This is a genomic window from Ruegeria sp. BB5, assembly GCF_056539405.1.
Window position 1 is genome coordinate 233,059 of sequence record NZ_JBQFUX010000002.1, and the last position, 16,811, is coordinate 249,869.

Here is a 16,811-nt window from a genome sequence, read left to right on the forward strand (position 1 = left end):
AATCATAATAGTCCACGGAAGGGAAAGTCATGAGCGAACCTGCCGACCTCGTGTCCGAGATCGAAGCGCTGGAAAACAAGCTGCAAGAGGCCAAGGCCTCGATCACCCGTCGCTTTATCGGACAGGAACGGGTCGTTGACCTGACCCTGACTGCACTGTTGTGCGGCGGTCACGCTTTGTTGATCGGCTTGCCGGGGCTAGGTAAGACGCGATTGGTTGAAACCTTGTCGACGGTGATGGGCCTGCATGGCAATCGTATCCAGTTCACGCCCGATCTAATGCCTGCCGATATTCTGGGGTCCGAGGTTCTGGACACCGCCGATGACGGCACCCGCCACTTCCGCTTCATCTCTGGCCCGATCTTCTGTCAGTTGCTGATGGCGGATGAGATCAACCGCGCCAGCCCGCGGACTCAGTCGGCTCTGCTACAGGCAATGCAGGAACGCACCGTAACCGTGGCGGGCGAAGATCGCCCGCTGGGCGAGCCGTTTCACGTTCTCGCCACGCAAAACCCGATTGAACAGGAAGGCACCTATCCCCTGCCTGAGGCGCAGCTGGACCGGTTCCTTGTTCAGGTCGATGTTGAATATCCTGACCGTCAGACCGAACGAGACATTTTGCTTGCAACCACAGGGGTCGAAGAAGACGAAGCCCATCAGATTTTCACCAAAGATGAACTGTTGGCTGCGCAGGTTTTGCTGCGTCGCATGCCGGTGGGAGAGTCGGTTGTGGAGTTGATTCTTGATCTGGTTCGTGCGTTCCGCCCAGAAGAGGCAGGTGCGTCCGAGCGCGTCGCCGAAACAGTTGCCTGGGGTCCAGGTCCCCGTGCGGCGCAGGCGCTGATGATGACGGTGCGGGCCCGCGCGATGTTGCAGGGGCGGTTGGCGCCAAATGCCGAAGATGTCCTGGACATGGCCCGCCCGGTGCTCAGCCACCGGATGGCGCTGAACTTCGCGGCGCGCGCGCGTGGTGATAGTCTGGCTGAGCTGATCGACTCGACGGCCGCCGGGTTAATCCGTACTGAGGCCGCGGCGTGAATGCCGCGCTGACCCTTCGAGAAAGATCCGAAGCCGAGGCATCTCGGCTACCGCCGCTGTTGGCGCGCGCCGAACATCTGGCCGGAACCGTTTTGCTGGGCGATCACGGGCGCAGGCGCTCGGGCCTTGGCGATGATTTCTGGCAATACCGCCCGGCGCAGATTGGTGACAGCCGCCGGATGATCGACCACCGGCGCTCGGCCCGCGGGGATCAGCAGTTTGTGCGTGAACGGGAATGGCAGATCGCGCAATCGGTGATGCTGTGGGTGGATCAGGGTGCCTCGATGCGGTTTGCGTCCAACAAGAACCTTCCCACGAAAGGTGACAGGGCCCGTTTGCTGGGTTTGGCAATCTCGATCCTGCTGGTACGCGGTGGAGAGCGCGTGGGCCTAACCGGCACCACGCTGCCGCCCCGGCGCGGAAACGCGCAAATCATCCGACTGGCGCAGGCCTGGTCAGGCGATGTGCAGGACGATTATGCCTCGCCCGAGCATCGCGCCATGATCCCGCGCGCGCGTGCCGTGTTCATATCGGACTTTCTGGGCCCGATGAGCGAGGTGGAGCTGGCCCTGACCAAAGCTGCCGACCGTGGTGTACGGGGCGTTTTGATGCATGTTCTGGACCCGAGCGAGGAATCTTTTCCCTATCACGGCCGCACCGTGTTCGAGAGTGTCGGACGAACCCTGAAACACGAGACACTGAAAGCTGGTGCTTTACGTGGCCGGTACCTTGAGCGGCTGGCGGAGCGTAAGGAAGCGCTACAGCAATTGTGCCGGGCGACAAATTGGCAATATGGCCTGCACCACACCGAAGACAGCGCACAGGCGGCGCTGCTGTGGTTGTACCGCGCTTTGGACGGGAGCTTGCGATGACGGCATTTCTGTCAGTGATCAGCTTCACATCCCCTTGGGTATTGCTGAGCCTGCTGGCCCTGCCGATCCTGTGGCTGATTCTGCGCGCGGTTCCACCTGCACCGATCCGCCGCTTGTTTCCCGCGGTCACTTTGCTTTTGGGACAGAAGGACAAGGAAAGCGTTTCGGACCGTACCCCGTGGTGGTTGCTTTTGCTGCGGATGTTGGCAGTTGCCGCGATCATCATCGGATTAGCCGGACCGGTATTGAACCCGTCACGTATTCAGGCCGGGTCCGGCCCGTTGCTGTTGGTGTTGGATGCAAGCTGGGCCGGGGCTACGGGATGGCCAGCAACGCTGGAGCAAATTGACGCCCAGTTGGTTGAGGCCGGACGCGCGGGTCGTCCGGTATCCATTTTGCGCCTTACAGAGCCGGAAACTCCTGTCTTTCAGGCGGCAGAGGCCTGGCGCGGGCGGTTGCCGGGGATGGTTCCGGTGCCGTGGCAACCAAGCGAAACCCAGAACACGCAGGCAATTGACGTGCTGGATCAGATCGAAGAGGACTTTGACACATTCTGGTTCAGCGACAAGCTGGCTTACCCGAACAGCGCCCGAATTCTGGACACTTTGCAATCGCGCGGTGACGTGACGGTGTATCAATCTGCCGCCCCGGTGCTGGCGATGGTTCCGGCAGTGTATCAGGATGGGGTTATTCAACTGACTGCAAGACGATCTGAACCCGGGCCGGCGACGGCTGTCACGCTTGTGGCTCAGGGCCGCGACCCGGCGGGTGTCATGCGCATTCTGCACAGCGCTGATGCCGTTTTCGAAGAAAATGAAACAACGGCGCAGGTGGAGCTTGCCCTGCCATCCGAATTGCGGGGACGGATCACAAGGTTCGAGATTCAGGGGCAGCGTTCGGCCGGTGCGGTAACGCTAACGGATGACAGCCTTCGCCGACGTGAGGTCGTCCTGATCGCCGGAACGTTGAACCGTGAAGGGTTGGAACTGCTCTCACCGCTGCACTATCTGACCCAGGTCCTGAGCCCCACTGCGGACTTCGTGGATGGAGGGTTGCTGGAAGTTTTACCTGCCAATCCTGATGCCATCGTTCTGGCCGATGTGGCCAAACTGTCGCCCGGGGAGCAGACGGCATTGGTGGAATGGGTCGAACAGGGCGGATTATTGCTGCGCTTTGCCGGTCCACGCATGGCCGCCAGCGACCTGGGCCGCGATTCCGAGGATGTATTGCTGCCGGTACGTCTGCGCAGCGGCGGTCGCTCGGTTGGTGGCGCGATGAGCTGGGGTGAGGCCAAGGGGCTGGCACCCTTCCCGGAAAACTCGCCTTTCTACGGCTTGCAGGTGCCCGGCGATGTTACGGTCACAACACAGGTCATGGCGCAACCAGACCCTAACTTGGCGGATCGGGTGATTGCGTCGCTGTCCGACGGCACGCCCCTGGTCACACGCAAGGCGCTGGGTTTGGGCCAGGTGGTTCTGTTCCATGTGACGGCGGATGCAGAATGGTCCAGTCTGCCGCTTTCGGGGCTGTTTGTTGAGATGTTGGACCGTCTGGCCGTGGCCTCGGCTGCGAAATCCCGGCAGGATTCGCAGCTTCAGGGCACCACGTGGGAGCCGTTGCAAGTGATGGACGGCTTTGGCGCCCTGTCCGATGCGGGCAATCTGGCTGGCGTGGACGGGGTCGAGCTGATCTCGGGCACAACCGGCCCCGATTTGCAGCCCGGCCTTTATGAAAGCGGCAAACAGAAGCTGGCCTTGAATGTTCTGACAGAAGAGGCAGTGATTAGCCCGGCAATCTGGCCTTCGGATGTACCGATCAAAGGGCAGGAGGTGAACTCTGAGACACCTGTCGGGGGCATCCTGCTCAGCCTCGCTCTGCTATTGCTGACGATTGATGTGATCGCCTCATTGGCCTTGTCTGGCCGCCTTGGTCTGGCCAAAGCGGCGGCGGTTGCGCTGGGTGCCATGCTGTTGGTGCCCGAGGCGCAGGCGCAGACGCCTGAGGATACAGAATTCGCACTGAATGCCACGCATGAGCTGGTGCTGGCCCATGTGCTGACCGGAAATGCGCAGGTTGACGATGTGGCAGGTGCTGGCCTGCGTGGCTTGTCGCAAACGTTGTTCTATCGCACATCGGTCGAACCTGCCGAGCCCTTTGGGGTGGATCTTGAGCGCGATGAACTGGCGTTTTTCCCGCTGCTGTATTGGCCGATCACTCCGGATCAGCCGCAGCCTTCGGCTGAGGCCTATGTTAAACTGAACGCTTATTTGCGGTCGGGTGGCATGATCCTGTTCGACACACGTGATGCGGATATCGCGCGCTTTGGGGCCTCGAGCCCCAATGGGCGCAAACTGCAACAACTGGCGGCCCCGCTTAATATTCCCGCGTTAGAGCCTGTTCCAGGTGATCATGTTCTGACCCGAGCCTTTTACCTGCTGCAGGATTTCCCGGGTCGCTACGCTGGTACAGAAATCTGGGTCGAGGCCGCCCCGGTGGATGCCGAACAGATCGAGGGCATGCCATTTCGCAATCTCAACGACAACGTCACCCCTGTGGTGATTGGCGGCAATGACTGGGCCGGGGCTTGGGCGATCGATCGCAACGGACAGGCGCTATTGCCAGTCGGGCGTGGTTACGCCGGGGAACGTCAGCGCGAGCTGGCCAATCGCTTTGGGGTCAATCTGGTGATGCATGTGCTGACCGGGAATTACAAATCGGATCAGGTACACGTGCCTGCGCTTTTGGACAGGTTGGGACAATGACCGGAACAGTCATCTTTGATCCGCTGATCCCGTGGCCAGTACTGGCCATTGTCGCCGCGATTGCGGTCACAGGGGTTCTGCTGGCCCTTTGGCGCGGCCTGTCTGGTTGGGCCTTGCGCGGGCTGGCGGCGCTGGTGGTAATCGCGGCCTTGGCGGGTCCGGTCTATCAGGTCGAAGACCGTGCGCCGCTGACTGATATCGTGCTGATGATCGAGGATGAAAGCGCCAGCCAGGCCCTTTCGGATCGCGCCGACCAAACCGCGCAGGCGGCCGAGGGTTTGGCTGCTGAAATCGAAGCGCGTGACAATACCGAGCTGCGCCGAATCAAGGTCGCCGACGGAGACGGGGACGAAGGCACGCAGGTCATGGCCGCGTTGAGCGCCGCACTGGCCGAAGAGCCGCGCGCACGGATTGCGGGTATTCTGGTGGTTTCAGACGGTCTGGTGCATGATGTCGAGCAGGCACCCGACCTGCCCGCGCCGATGCACTTGCTGCAAACCGGACGTGAAAGCGACTGGGATCGCCGCCTGATCGTCCGCAATGCCCCCGCCTTTGCCATTATCGGTGAACCTGTCACCCTGACCTTGCGCGTGGAAGACAGCGGCGCTGCGCCTACCGGGGCGACCACTGCGCCGCTGGAGATATCAGTAGATGGGGCCGAGCCGGAACAATTCACCATTCCCATCGGCGTCGATGTCGAATTGCCCATCGCTCTGCCGCATGGTGGGCGCAATGTCATCCAGTTCACTGTGCCTCAGGCCGAGGGCGAATTGACCGACCGCAACAACACCGCGCTGATCCAGATGAACGGGGTGCGTGACCGGTTGCGTGTGCTGCTGGTTTCGGGTGAGCCGCATCCGGGCGGGCGGACCTGGCGCAATCTGCTGAAATCCGACAGCTCGGTCGATTTGGTGCATTTCACCATCTTGCGCCCGCCCGAGAAACAGGATGGCGTGCCGGTGGACGAGTTGTCCTTGATCGCTTTCCCAACGCGCGAGCTGTTTCTGGAAAAGATCAACGATTTCGACCTGATCATCTTTGATCGCTACAAACGGCGCGGCATCCTGCCCGCGATCTATCTGGACAATGTCACCAATTATATCAACGAAGGCGGCGCTGTTCTGATTGCGGCGGGGCCGGATTTTGCCAGCGCCGACAGCATCTTCCGTTCACCTTTGGCGCCGATTCTGCCGGCACAACCCACTGCCCGAGTGATCGAGGAACGTTTTGTGCCCATGGTGACCGATCTGGGCCATCGCCACCCAGTGACGACAGATCTGGGGGATTCCGAGGATTGGGGCGCATGGCTGCGCCAGATCGACGTCAACCACCGCACGGGTGAGCTGTTGATGACCGGTGTGGATGAGCGGCCCCTGCTGGTGCTGGACCGCGTGGGCGAAGGGCGCGTGGCGCTCTTGGCGTCGGACCATGCCTGGTTGTGGAGCCGGGGTTTTGAGGGCGGCGGGCCGCAATTGGAACTGTTGCGCCGTCTGGCCCATTGGATGATGAAAGAACCCGAGCTTGAGGAAGAAGCCTTATGGGCCGAAGCCAACGGGCAGGTCATGCGTATCATCCGTCAGACATTGGAGGATGAGGTCGGACCGGTGACCATCACCCGCCCCGATGGCGAAACGCTTGAAATAACGCTCGATGAGGTCTCCCCTGGGCGGTTCGAGGCGACCTATTTTGGACCCGAGATTGGCCTCTACCGTCTTCAGGAAGGTGACCAGATGGCAGTGATCGGGCTGGGCCCCGCTGCGCCGAAAGAGTTTGAGCGTACCATCGCCACTGATGAGGTGCTGAAACCCGTACTGGCCGAACTGCGCGGGGGTACAATCCGACTGGAAGACGGGTTGCCGTCTATCCGCAATGTCCGCGCCGGGCGTCCGGCTGCTGGGCGCGGATGGATCGGCCTGACCCCGCGAGAAGCCTATGAGACGCGCGATGTCACACAGGCCGGGCTTTTACCGCCCTGGCTGGTGCTGGTGCTGGCCGGTGGCTTCTTGCTGGCCGGATGGTTGCGCGAAGGGCGACGTTGATTACTCGAACACCACGCTGACCGTGGGATCACCGGGCAGGCCCGCATAGGTGACGGATGCCCCGCCCTTGCCCTTTGCAGGCGGCACAAGCGGGCCGAAAGACCCGACCGAAATCAGGTCGCCGGCTTGAAACTCGATACCTTTCGACATCAGCCATAGGGCCGCATTTGCCGGGTGCCCCAAAACGGCCGCCCCTGGGGCTTGCGCCAGTACCTCGCCATCCGCGGCGCGGAGTGTGACCGTCATATCCTGCAACGCCTGCGTCATCGCTGTAGGATCGGATACGGGAATTTCAGAGCCTAACACGCCGAGTTTCGGGGCAACGCCAATGGCGGTTAGGGTAACCGGCGTGATTGGCTCCCCCTCGGCCAGGGTAAGATCCGGCAGCTCGATAAAGGGGCGGATGGCTGAGATATGGGCAAGAACTTCGGCCGGGGTAGTCGCCTGATTGATGCCAGCGTCGCCGACAACCAGCACCAAATCGGCCTCAAAAACCGGACGCGCACCCCATGTGGCGGGTACAGTGGCCCCGTCGTCCAGCATCATATCGCGGTACAGAACGCCCTGAACCGGTTCAGATGCGCCGAACCGCTCTTGCGCGGGGGCGCTGGTCAGGCCTGCCTTATAGCCGATGATCGGCCCCAAATGTGGCTCTAACACACTGACTATCTTGGCCTGTGTACACAGCGCGTCTTCCATGCTGCCATCCGCAGAAAGGGCCGTCGTCGGTGTGTTGGTCAGATAGTCCTGCACATATTGGTCAATCTGCGCTTCTGTGGCGCAATCCGCCACCGCATGAGAACCCAGCGTGATGGCGCAGAGTATTGGCAAGTATGTTTTTCGCGGCATGGCAGACCTCCGGGTTTTCGAAAACTCTGGCACGATGGTCCGTGTTCGGGCAACGGCTTAAACACTTTTTCACGCTCTGTCGGGATGCTGGGCGCAAGTTACCTGGGATCAGAAACGATGAGTCTAGCAACCAAACTGGCACAGGAACGGCGTGCGCGGCTGGCGGCCGAGCGGCTGTTGGAAATGAAGCAGGTCGAATTGTCAGCCGCCAATCGCAAGCTCGGTTTGCATGCGATGGCCCTGACCAAACGCATCGGTGAAACCCAGGCCGAGGTCGAAACGGTCAGGGATGAAAATGAAAAGGTCAAATCCGACCTGACCGAAGCCAATGCCAAGATCGAAGTGGCCGAGCGCCGCTTGTGGCATTCGATGCAGACCATTCAGGACGGTTTCGCCTTTTTCAATGACCAAAGCCACATGATCGGGGCCAATGCCGCCTATCTCAGCCTGTTTGACGGTTTGGAAGAAGTGTCGCCGGGTATTTCCTATGCGCGTATCCTTGAGATTTTGACCGATGAAGGGCTGATCGATATTGGCGCGGAATCTCCGACCGATTGGCAGGCCAGAATGCTGAACCGCTGGGCACAACCCCAGCCGGAAGCGGTGGTGATCAAGCTGTGGAATGGTGAATATTTCAAGATGATCGACCAGCGCGGCAATGGCGGTGACGTGGTCAGTTTGGGCCTGAACATCACCGCCTCAGTTCGGGATGAGGCTGAGTTGAAGGCCGCCCGCGAACGGGCCGAGGCCGCAAACCGGGCCAAATCTGCCTTTCTGGCCAATATGAGCCATGAAATCAGAACCCCGATGAACGGCATTGTCGGCATGACCGAGTTGATGTCGGAAACCCCGCTGGACGAGGAACAGCGGCTCTATCTCAACACCATCCGCAACTCGGGCGAGGCGTTGTTGGTGATCATCAACGACGTTCTGGATTATTCCAAGATCGAGGCGGACAAGCTGATCCTGCACCCTGAACAGTTCGATTTTGAACGCTGCATTCTTGAGGTTGCGATGCTGATGCAACCCAGCGTGCGCGACAAAGGGCTGTCCTTGTTGGTCGATTATGATTTGTTCCTACCGACCTTGTTCGTGGGCGATCCCGGTCGCGTGCGGCAGGTGTTGACCAATCTGGTGGGCAATGCGGTCAAGTTCACCACCGAAGGCCATGTGTTGATCCGCGTCACTGGTGTGCCGAATGCAGACACGAACACATGCGATATTCACGTTGCGATCGAAGACACCGGTATCGGCATCGAAGAGGACAAGATCGGGCACATCTTCGGTGAATTTAATCAGGTCGAAGATGAAAAAAACCGCGCATTCGAGGGTACAGGGCTGGGGTTGGCGATCACCAAGCGGCTGATCACACTAATGGGCGGGTCGGTCTGGGTGGAAAGCGAACCTGAGCAGGGCTCCTGTTTTGGATTTCGCATCTCGTTGCCCACCATCGAAGGCCCGCAACCCACACCGCCTGATTTGGCTGGTCGGTTGCGCCACGTGGTCGTTGTTGAGGATCTGGCGGTGAACCGTGCCATCCTGTCGAAACAGCTAGGGCGATTGGGATCGAAAGTCACCGTTTGCGCCTCGGGGGGTGAGGCGCTGGCCGCTGTTGATGGCAGTGTGGACCTGTTGCTGTGTGATCACGACCTGCCGGACATGGATGGGTTGGAACTGGCGACCAAGCTGAAAGACCGGGGCTGGGGGGATTTGCCCGTGGTGGTGATGTCGGCCAATCCCGGTGTCATCCACGCCAACCCGGCACGTAACCTTATTGACGGGGTTTTGCAGAAACCTATTCCCCGCGCCGAACTGTATTCGCGCTTGACGAAATTGGGGCGGCTGCCTGTCACGCCTGAAGCTGCTTCAAGTGATCCCGAGGCACCGTCAGAGCCGCAGGGTGAACGCCAGATGCGTGTTTTGGCAGCCGAGGACAATCGGACCAATCAGTTGATCCTGCAAAAGATGGTCAAGGATTTGAATATTGACCTGCAATTCGCGGCGAATGGGCTGGAAGCCGTAGACCAGCATCAGAAATTCGACCCGGACCTGATTTTCATGGATATTTCGATGCCCAAGATGGATGGGAAACAGGCCACGGCGGAAATCCGGCGGCGCGAGATTGACACGGATCGGCATGTGCCGATCGTCGCATTGACGGCGCATGCCATGGCTGGGGATGATCAGGGCATTCTGTCGGCCGGATTGGATCACTATCTGACCAAACCGCTGCAAAAGCGGAGAATCCACCAGATGATATTGGACCATCAGCCCGAGGATGTTTTGCCTGTCATTGCCGAAGATGCACAGGCTGAATAGGGTAAGCCATGACTGATCGTGGATTTCAGCCTCGTGCCTTGGGTGAGATTGCCATTCGCTGTGCTGATATGGGCGCGATGGTGGCGTTTTATGAAGATGTGATCGGGCTGGAACGCCTGAGCGGTGATCACAACAGCGCCATCACCTTTTTCCGCATCGCCGAAGGGTTCGGTGGGCATACGCAGGTCTTGGCCCTGTTTCACCACACAGCAGCCCCGCGGCCCGGGTTGCACCCGAGCGGCGCTAACAAGCCCACAACCGGCGCCGGGTCATCCCTGCATCATATTGCTCTGTCATTGCCCTTTGCCGAACAAGAGGCCGTGATGCGCTGGTATGACAAAATCAGTCAGCCTTACCGCCTTGAACAATTCGGCTGGATCGGATGGCGCGGCATTTTCACCGAAGACCCCGAGGGCAACACGGTTGAGTTGGTTGCTTACGACCCATCGATGCTGGATCAGGCCTGATAGGGGCGCACGAAAACGGGTCTGTCCTCTTGCGACAGGTCCGAGCGGTATTCATATCCACCAGTGTCGAATTCCAGCAGCCCTTTGGGGTCGGTCAGACGGTGTTGAACAATATATCGGGCCATCGCACCCCGCGCTTTCTTGGCGAAGAAACTGACGATCTTAGGCGTGCCGGCCTTGTCTTCCATAAAGACCGGCGTGACCACCCGCAGCTTTAGCGCCTTAAGGTCAACCGCGCCGAAATACTCCTGACTGGCACAATTCACCAGAATGTCCGATCCAACCTCATCAGCTTGTGCGTTCAGCGCCTTGCTCAGCTGATCGCGCCAGTATTCATACAGGTTTTTGCCGCGCCGGGTTTTCAGCTTGCTGCCCATTTCAAGACGATAGGGTTGAATCGCGTCCAGCGGGCGTAACACCCCATACAGACCGGACAGGATACGCAGATGGTCTTGTGCCCAGGCCATTTCTTCGGCATCCAGCGAGGTCGCTTCCAGCCCCTGATAGGTATCCCCAGCAAAGGCCAGCGCTGCAGGTCGGGTCAATTCAGCGCTCGGCGAGTCCGAAAATGCTCGATACCGGTCACGGTTCAGACGGGCCAGATCGTCGCTGAGGTCCATCAGTTTTTTCAGATCGCCCAGTGTCAGATTGCGGGCGGTTTTCGACAGTCGGATCGCGTCGTCCTTAAAGTCGGGTTGCGTGACCTCAACGTCCCGCTCTGCCCAATCCAGCCGCTTGGCCGGGGAAACCACTACCAGCATATCCGCCCTCGTTTCTTGCCTGATGCAGGGTATCTAGCCCGCCTGACGCAGCACGTCCAGAAACGCGGCACCAAACCTTTCGTGACGACGGTTGCCCAGCACCTGTTCCATACCGCGCGGGTCATTGGGGCGCAGTTGTGCGACCTTGGCCAGTTGTGAGGCCGAACAGGTCAGCGGTTTGTCAATCCCGTCGGAGCCGCGTGAAAGCCGTGTTTGAACCTCAAGCAGTCGGTCATAGATATCCCCTTGTTCGCGGCCCGCCAGTTTGCGGCGTGCTGGGTGCAATTCTTCAACCGCGCCGGTCAGCACCTCAAGGAAGATGTCGCCGTACCGTTCCAGCTTTTTCGCGCCAACTCCGCTGATCCGGGCCATATCGTCCAAAGAGGCCGGGCGTTTTTCGGCCATTTCAATCAGGGTGCGATCGGGAAAGATAACATAGGCCGGAACTCGCGCGCTTTCCGCCAGCGCGCGACGTTTGGCCTTGAGTGCAGATAGCAGCGGCGCGTCTTCCTCGGACACCATCATCTTGACGGCGGGTCTCCGGGTGGCCTTGCGGATCGTGTCTTTGCGCAGGTTGATCTGCGCCTCACCCCTCAGGATCGGCTTGGCTGCTTCGGTCATGCGCAACGCGCCGTGGCGTTCGGGATCGGGGCGGACAAGGTCGTGCCCCATCATCTGCCGGAAGATCGCCTGCCATTGCGGGCGCGACCAGTCCTTGCCGATGCCCCATGTGGACAGGTTGTCGTGCCGCCGGGCGCGAATCTTGTCGGTTTCATTACCCAGCAGAATGTCGATCAAATGGCCCGCGCCGAACCATTCCTCGGTGCGCAGGATCGCCGACAAGGCCATGCGAACGGGGGTGGTTCCATCGAACACTTCCGGAGGGCTGTCGCACAGGTCGCATTTACCGCAAGGTTCGATCTGTTCTCCGAAATACCCCAGCAGGGTCTTGCGTCGACATTCGAGCGCCTCGGCCAGCCCGAGCAGAGCGTTCAGCCGCGCATGATCCGCCATGCGCCGTTCCGGTGGTGCGAGCCCCTCGTCGATCTGGGACCGGCGCAAGCGAATGTCGTCGGGGCCGAACAGGGTCAGCGTTTCGGCAGGCCCGCCGTCGCGCCCGGCGCGGCCGATTTCCTGATAATAGGCTTCGATGGACTTGGGCAGGTCCGCATGCGCGACCCAGCGGATATCGGGCTTGTCGATGCCCATTCCAAACGCAACGGTGGCAACCACGATCAGCCCATCCTCGCGGGCAAAGCGGGTTTCGACGATGCGGCGGTCTTCGGCCTCCATTCCGCCGTGGTAATGACAGGCGGTGTGGCCTTCGGCGCGCAAGGCCTGGGCCAACACTTCGGTTTTGTTGCGGGTGCCGCAATAGACGATACCCGATTGGCCTTTGCGTGCCTCGGCGAAGTCGAGGATCTGTTTGCGCGGCCCGTTCTTGGCGGCAAAGGCCAGATGGATATTGGGCCGGTCAAAGCCGCGCAGGAATTTGCGCGGGGCGGTGCCGTCGAACAGTTTTTCGACGATCTCATCTTGTGTTTCGGCATCTGCTGTGGCGGTGAAAGCGGCCAAAGGCACGTCCAATGCGCGCCTTAATTCTCCAATCCGCAGATAATCTGGGCGGAAATCATGACCCCATTGGCTGACGCAATGGGCCTCGTCTACGGCAATCAGGCTGACATTGATCCGACGCAACATGCCCAAGGCTGACCCGGCGGCCAGACGCTCGGGGGCCATGTAGAGCAGTTTCAGACGCCCGGCCTCCAGCGCCTCCCACACGGCATCGGTTTCTTCGGGGGTGTTGCCCGAGGTTAGCGCACCGGCCTCGACCCCGGCCTCTTGCAGCCCGCGCACCTGATCACGCATCAAGGCAATCAGGGGGGATATCACCACGGTCACCCCGTCACGCAGAAGGGCGGGTAACTGAAAACAAAGGGATTTGCCGCCGCCCGTGGGCATGATTGCCAGCACGTTTTCACCCAGCGTGACGGCATCGACGATCTCTTCCTGACCGGGGCGGAAATCGTCGAATCCAAAGACATCTCGCAGCAAAGGCGCGGCGTCGAACATGTGCGGGGTTGCCCTGTTTTAAGGTTTATCTGCTCTTAAGACAGGACAATCACATACTAAGATTCGGTGAACAAGAGGTCAGACGAAATAGCCCATATTGTTAATTAGAATGATCCGCAGCGCGTAGACGCCGATCAGCACCACCAAAGGCGTCAGGTCCAGCCCACCCATCGCGGGCAGGACGCGGCGGATTGGGCCATAGATAGGCTCTAATATCCGGTTCAGGCCATACCAAATTTGCGCCACCAGTTGCTGGTGCAGGTTGAGAACCTGAAAGTTGAGCAGCCAGCTCATGATCACATGGGCCAAAATGATGAACCAGACAATGTCCAGGATCAGCAGCAGAATTTGGATCAACGACAGCATTGGGCCTCCGGTAAATACGTGAGATGAGAGGTAAGCGCCCCCGCGACAAAGAGCAAGCCCGCGCCAACACAACGCTTGCGAATTGGGTTAAAGCCCCGTTTTATGAATGCAACAATAAACAGGGGCAGTAATGGCAGAGATTTCCAAGCGCAAGCGCATTTGGGGTTGGTGGTTTTTCGACTGGGCCAGTCAACCATATCACACCCTTCTGGTCACCTTTGTGTTCGGCCCCTATTTCGCCGGGGTTGCGGCGGGGTATTTTTCAGGAACCGGGTTGGATGCCGAGGCTGCGGCCGCGCGGGCGCAGACGGTTTGGGCTAATTGCCTGACCATCACCGGGTTGATCATCGCCTTTGGCGCGCCTTTGCTGGGTGCGATGGCGGATGTGTCGGGGCGGCGCATTCCGTGGATTTTTGCCTTTTCGGCGATGTACGCGGTGGGATCTGCCGCGCTTTGGTACACGCTGCCCGATGGCTCGAACATGTGGCTGATGCTGTCGGCCTTTGGGCTGGGTTTTGTCGGCGCGGAGTATGCGCTGATCTTCATCAACTCTCAGCTGCCTGATCTGGGCGATGACAATGAAGTGGGCGAAATTTCGGGTTCGGGCTTTGCGTTTGGTTATTTCGGCGGGTTGATTTCATTGGCGATCATGCTGTTGCTGTTCGTCGAACAGCCCAATGGCAAAACACTGATTGGGATGGACCCGATGTTCGGGCTGGATGCGGCGAGCCAGCAGGGCACGCGGTTCGTCGGTCCCTTTACCGCCGGTTGGTTCATCCTGTTCATGGTGCCCTATTTCCTTTGGGTGCGTGATGACCCGGACAGTAACAAGACTGGCAGCCTGCGTGAGGCATTGCGACTGCTGGGTAAATCCATCTCAGACTTGCGGTACCGGGTCAGTCTGGCGACCTATCTGGGTTCATCCATGTTCTACCGCGATGCGCTGAACGGGCTGTACAGTTTCGGCGGTGTCTATGCACGGCTGGTATTGGAATGGGGGCTGATCAAGATCGGAGTGTTCGGGATTGTCAGCGTTCTGGCCTCGGCCATCTTTGCGTGGGTCGGTGGCAAGATGGATAAGAAATACGGCCCTAAACCAGTTATTCTGGTCGCGATCTGGGTGCTGATCTTTGTCTGCATCACCGTGGTGTCGATGGATCGGACGCAGATTTACGGCATCTCCTTGCCCGAAGGGTCAGGCCTGCCGGATCTGGTGTTCTTTGGCTGCGGAGTTCTGATCGGCGGTATGGGCGGTATCCTGCAATCGGCCAGCCGATCCATGATGGTGCGCCATACCGACCCAAACACGCCAGTCGAAAGCTTTGGCCTTTACGGCCTGTCCGGCCGCGCGACATCTTTTGCCGCGCCTTTGCTAATCGGGATTGCCACAACTGTTACGGGCAGTGCGCGGTTGGGGGTGTCACCGATCATTCTGTTGTTTATTCTGGGCCTGTTCCTAATGCGCTGGGTTAAACCGGAAGGGGATCAGAGCAGATGATTTTACTACGTTTTTTAGCAATAATCGCCGCGATGACATTGGCAGGAGCAGCCGGGGCGCAGCCCTTGGCCAAGCAATTGTTCGGGGCGCAAAAGCAAAGTTCACAGCAAAAACCGGCCGCGTTCGGCAGTTATTCGCGCGGATGTGCCGCGGGGTCGGTGCAACTGCCCGAAACGGGGCCGACATGGCAAGCCATGCGCCTGTCGCGTAATCGCAACTGGGGCCACCCGGAGGCGGTGGATTACGTACAGGACCTCAGCAAGTTTGCGGCCCGGCAACCGGGGTGGAATGGTCTCTATATAGGGGATATCAGCCAACCGCGTGGTGGTCCGATGACTTCTGGTCATCGCAGCCACCAGTTGGGGTTGGACATTGATATCTGGATGCTGCCCGGCGACAACATGCGGCTGTCGCGCAAAGCGCGCGAGAATATCTCGTCGATTTCCCTGCGCCGCGCCAACGGGGCCTATGTGAATGGCAATTGGACGGCACAGCACCACGCCGTGCTGCGTGAGGCGGCAAAGGACAAGCGCGTGGCGCGGATTTTCGTCTTTCCCGGCGCCAAGGTTCAGATGTGCAATGATGAGAAAGGCAACAAGGCCTATCTGCGCAAGATCAGGCCATGGTGGGGGCATCATTATCATTTCCACGTGCGTCTGAAATGCCCCAAGGGCTCGCGCGGCTGTGTCAATCAGGACGCGCCGCCCAAAGGTGATGGGTGTGCCGAGGCGCAGCAATGGGTGCGCAACATCCTCAACCCGCCGCCACCTGACCCGAACGCGCCTGCGCCGAAGAAACGCCGCGAGTATGTTCTGACCGATTTGCCCCAGCAATGCGCCGCAGTCTTGCAATCCAACTGATTGCTACTTTGCTGGCGGGTGCGGTTTGGGCGGTCGAGGTCAAGACGGCCACATACTTAAACAGCTTTGTCTGGCGCCACCCGGCGGAATGGTTTGGCGGGTTTTCAGCCCTGTATATCTCGGACAACGGTCGGCATATGCTTGCGCTTAGTGACCGGTCGGTTCTTGTCCGCGCGACCATTGCGCGGGATGAGGATGACATTACAGGGGTCCGGATCACCGGGAACTGGCCGGTTCTCTCTAGCACAGGACGGCCCCTATCCGGCGAAGCAGGGGATTCCGAAGGCATTGCGGTCGCACCGGACGGTAGCCATTACATCTCATTTGAGTCAGTGCATCGCGTTGCCCGGTACGCGACCCCCGACGCCGAAGCGCGGGTGCTGCCGCGCCCAAAGGCGTTTGAAAATCTGAAACTGAATGGGTCGTTCGAAGCCTTGGCAATCGACAATCAGGGGTGGCTGTATACCCTTCCCGAAAGAAGCCGGACCGACGCAGGTGACATCCCCGTTTATCGCTGGGACGGGCAGGGTTGGTCGACCCCTTTCGTGTTGCCACAGCGGGAAAAATTCTTGCCTGTATCTGCCGATTTTGGTCCAGATGGTCGGTTCTATTTATTGGAACGAGCCCTGTCCCTGACAGGGTTCCGCACCCGCCTGCGGCGGTGGCAGATCACAGAGGATTCAGTCGGTGCCGAAGAAAACCTGTTTACGACCGGCGCAGGCACGCATGACAACCTCGAAGGGTTGTCGGTTTGGCGCGATGATCAGGGGCGGTTGCGCGCCACGATGATCTCGGACGACAACTTTCTGGTCCTTCAGCGCACTGAACTGGTGGAGTATCTGCTACCGGATTGACACATCCCAACCAAAGGTCTAAACGCACGGCTTGCCTTGGGACGGTCCCTTGGC

Annotated in this window: 13 protein-coding genes; 9 read left to right on the forward strand and 4 right to left on the reverse strand. The window is 59.7% G+C overall.

The genetic code is table 11. From position 1 onward, the window contains the following. The first annotated feature begins 29 nt into the window (after positions 1-29). The 4 genes from ACR0DL_RS09160 to ACR0DL_RS09175 are packed head-to-tail and all read left to right on the forward strand — an operon-like array spanning position 30 to position 6,710. Positions 30-1,037: an AAA family ATPase gene (locus tag ACR0DL_RS09160; RefSeq protein ID WP_170349703.1), complete on the forward strand. Its 1,008-nt coding sequence runs from the start codon at positions 30-32 to the stop codon at positions 1,035-1,037. Continuing rightward, on the forward strand, positions 1,034-1,909 hold the full coding sequence (locus ACR0DL_RS09165) for a DUF58 domain-containing protein (RefSeq protein WP_170349704.1): 876 nt from the start codon (positions 1,034-1,036) through the stop codon (positions 1,907-1,909). The genes ACR0DL_RS09160 and ACR0DL_RS09165 overlap by 4 nt, the downstream gene beginning before the upstream one ends. Then, complete coding sequence (locus ACR0DL_RS09170) at positions 1,906-4,671, forward strand: DUF4159 domain-containing protein (protein WP_480688718.1); 2,766 nt, start codon at positions 1,906-1,908, stop codon at positions 4,669-4,671. The genes ACR0DL_RS09165 and ACR0DL_RS09170 overlap by 4 nt, the downstream gene beginning before the upstream one ends. Further along, entirely contained in the window at positions 4,668-6,710 is a 2,043-nt protein-coding gene (locus ACR0DL_RS09175; RefSeq protein WP_170360871.1) for a hypothetical protein, read from the forward strand. The genes ACR0DL_RS09170 and ACR0DL_RS09175 overlap by 4 nt, the downstream gene beginning before the upstream one ends. Here the strand turns inward: ACR0DL_RS09175 and ACR0DL_RS09180 are convergent, their stop codons facing one another. Beyond that, positions 6,711-7,559 carry a 2-keto-4-pentenoate hydratase gene (locus tag ACR0DL_RS09180; RefSeq protein ID WP_480688720.1) on the reverse strand — a complete coding sequence of 283 codons (849 nt, stop codon included), beginning with the start codon at positions 7,557-7,559 and terminating at the stop codon, positions 6,711-6,713. Positions 7,560-7,676: 117 nt separating this feature from the next. Here ACR0DL_RS09180 and ACR0DL_RS09185 point away from each other — a divergent pair, with 117 nt between their 5' ends. Together ACR0DL_RS09185 and ACR0DL_RS09190 are read left to right on the forward strand one after the other, a co-directional pair. Further along, on the forward strand, positions 7,677-9,878 hold the full coding sequence (locus ACR0DL_RS09185) for a response regulator (RefSeq protein ID WP_480688722.1): 2,202 nt from the start codon (positions 7,677-7,679) through the stop codon (positions 9,876-9,878). Between the two features lie 8 nt (positions 9,879-9,886). Continuing rightward, positions 9,887-10,345 carry a VOC family protein gene (locus tag ACR0DL_RS09190; protein WP_480688724.1) on the forward strand — a complete coding sequence of 153 codons (459 nt, stop codon included), beginning with the start codon at positions 9,887-9,889 and terminating at the stop codon, positions 10,343-10,345. Here the strand turns inward: ACR0DL_RS09190 and yaaA are convergent. The 3 genes from yaaA to ACR0DL_RS09205 all read right to left on the reverse strand — a co-directional run bounded on the left by yaaA (position 10,336) and on the right by ACR0DL_RS09205 (position 13,545). Next, positions 10,336-11,106, reverse strand: coding sequence for a peroxide stress protein YaaA (yaaA, locus tag ACR0DL_RS09195; RefSeq protein ID WP_480688726.1), 771 nt, complete (start codon positions 11,104-11,106; stop codon positions 10,336-10,338). The genes ACR0DL_RS09190 and yaaA overlap by 10 nt on opposite strands. 33 nt (positions 11,107-11,139) lie before the next feature. Continuing rightward, entirely contained in the window at positions 11,140-13,179 is a 2,040-nt protein-coding gene (gene recQ / locus ACR0DL_RS09200; RefSeq protein ID WP_480688728.1) for a DNA helicase RecQ, read from the reverse strand. 78 nt (positions 13,180-13,257) lie between these two features. Further along, positions 13,258-13,545 (reverse strand): YggT family protein, encoded by a 288-nt coding sequence (locus tag ACR0DL_RS09205; RefSeq protein WP_480688730.1) that lies wholly within the window; start codon positions 13,543-13,545, stop codon positions 13,258-13,260. Positions 13,546-13,675: 130 nt separating this feature from the next. Between ACR0DL_RS09205 and ACR0DL_RS09210 the strand changes: the two genes are divergently transcribed. The 3 genes from ACR0DL_RS09210 to ACR0DL_RS09220 are packed head-to-tail and all read left to right on the forward strand — an operon-like array spanning position 13,676 to position 16,757. Further along, positions 13,676-15,043, forward strand: coding sequence for an MFS transporter (locus ACR0DL_RS09210; RefSeq protein ID WP_480688732.1), 1,368 nt, complete (start codon positions 13,676-13,678; stop codon positions 15,041-15,043). After that, on the forward strand, positions 15,040-15,903 hold the full coding sequence (gene mepA / locus ACR0DL_RS09215; protein WP_170376310.1) for a penicillin-insensitive murein endopeptidase: 864 nt from the start codon (positions 15,040-15,042) through the stop codon (positions 15,901-15,903). The genes ACR0DL_RS09210 and mepA overlap by 4 nt, the downstream gene beginning before the upstream one ends. Continuing rightward, positions 15,876-16,757 carry an esterase-like activity of phytase family protein gene (locus tag ACR0DL_RS09220; protein WP_226689070.1) on the forward strand — a complete coding sequence of 294 codons (882 nt, stop codon included), beginning with the start codon at positions 15,876-15,878 and terminating at the stop codon, positions 16,755-16,757. The genes mepA and ACR0DL_RS09220 overlap by 28 nt, the downstream gene beginning before the upstream one ends. Positions 16,758-16,811: the final 54 nt, after the last annotated feature.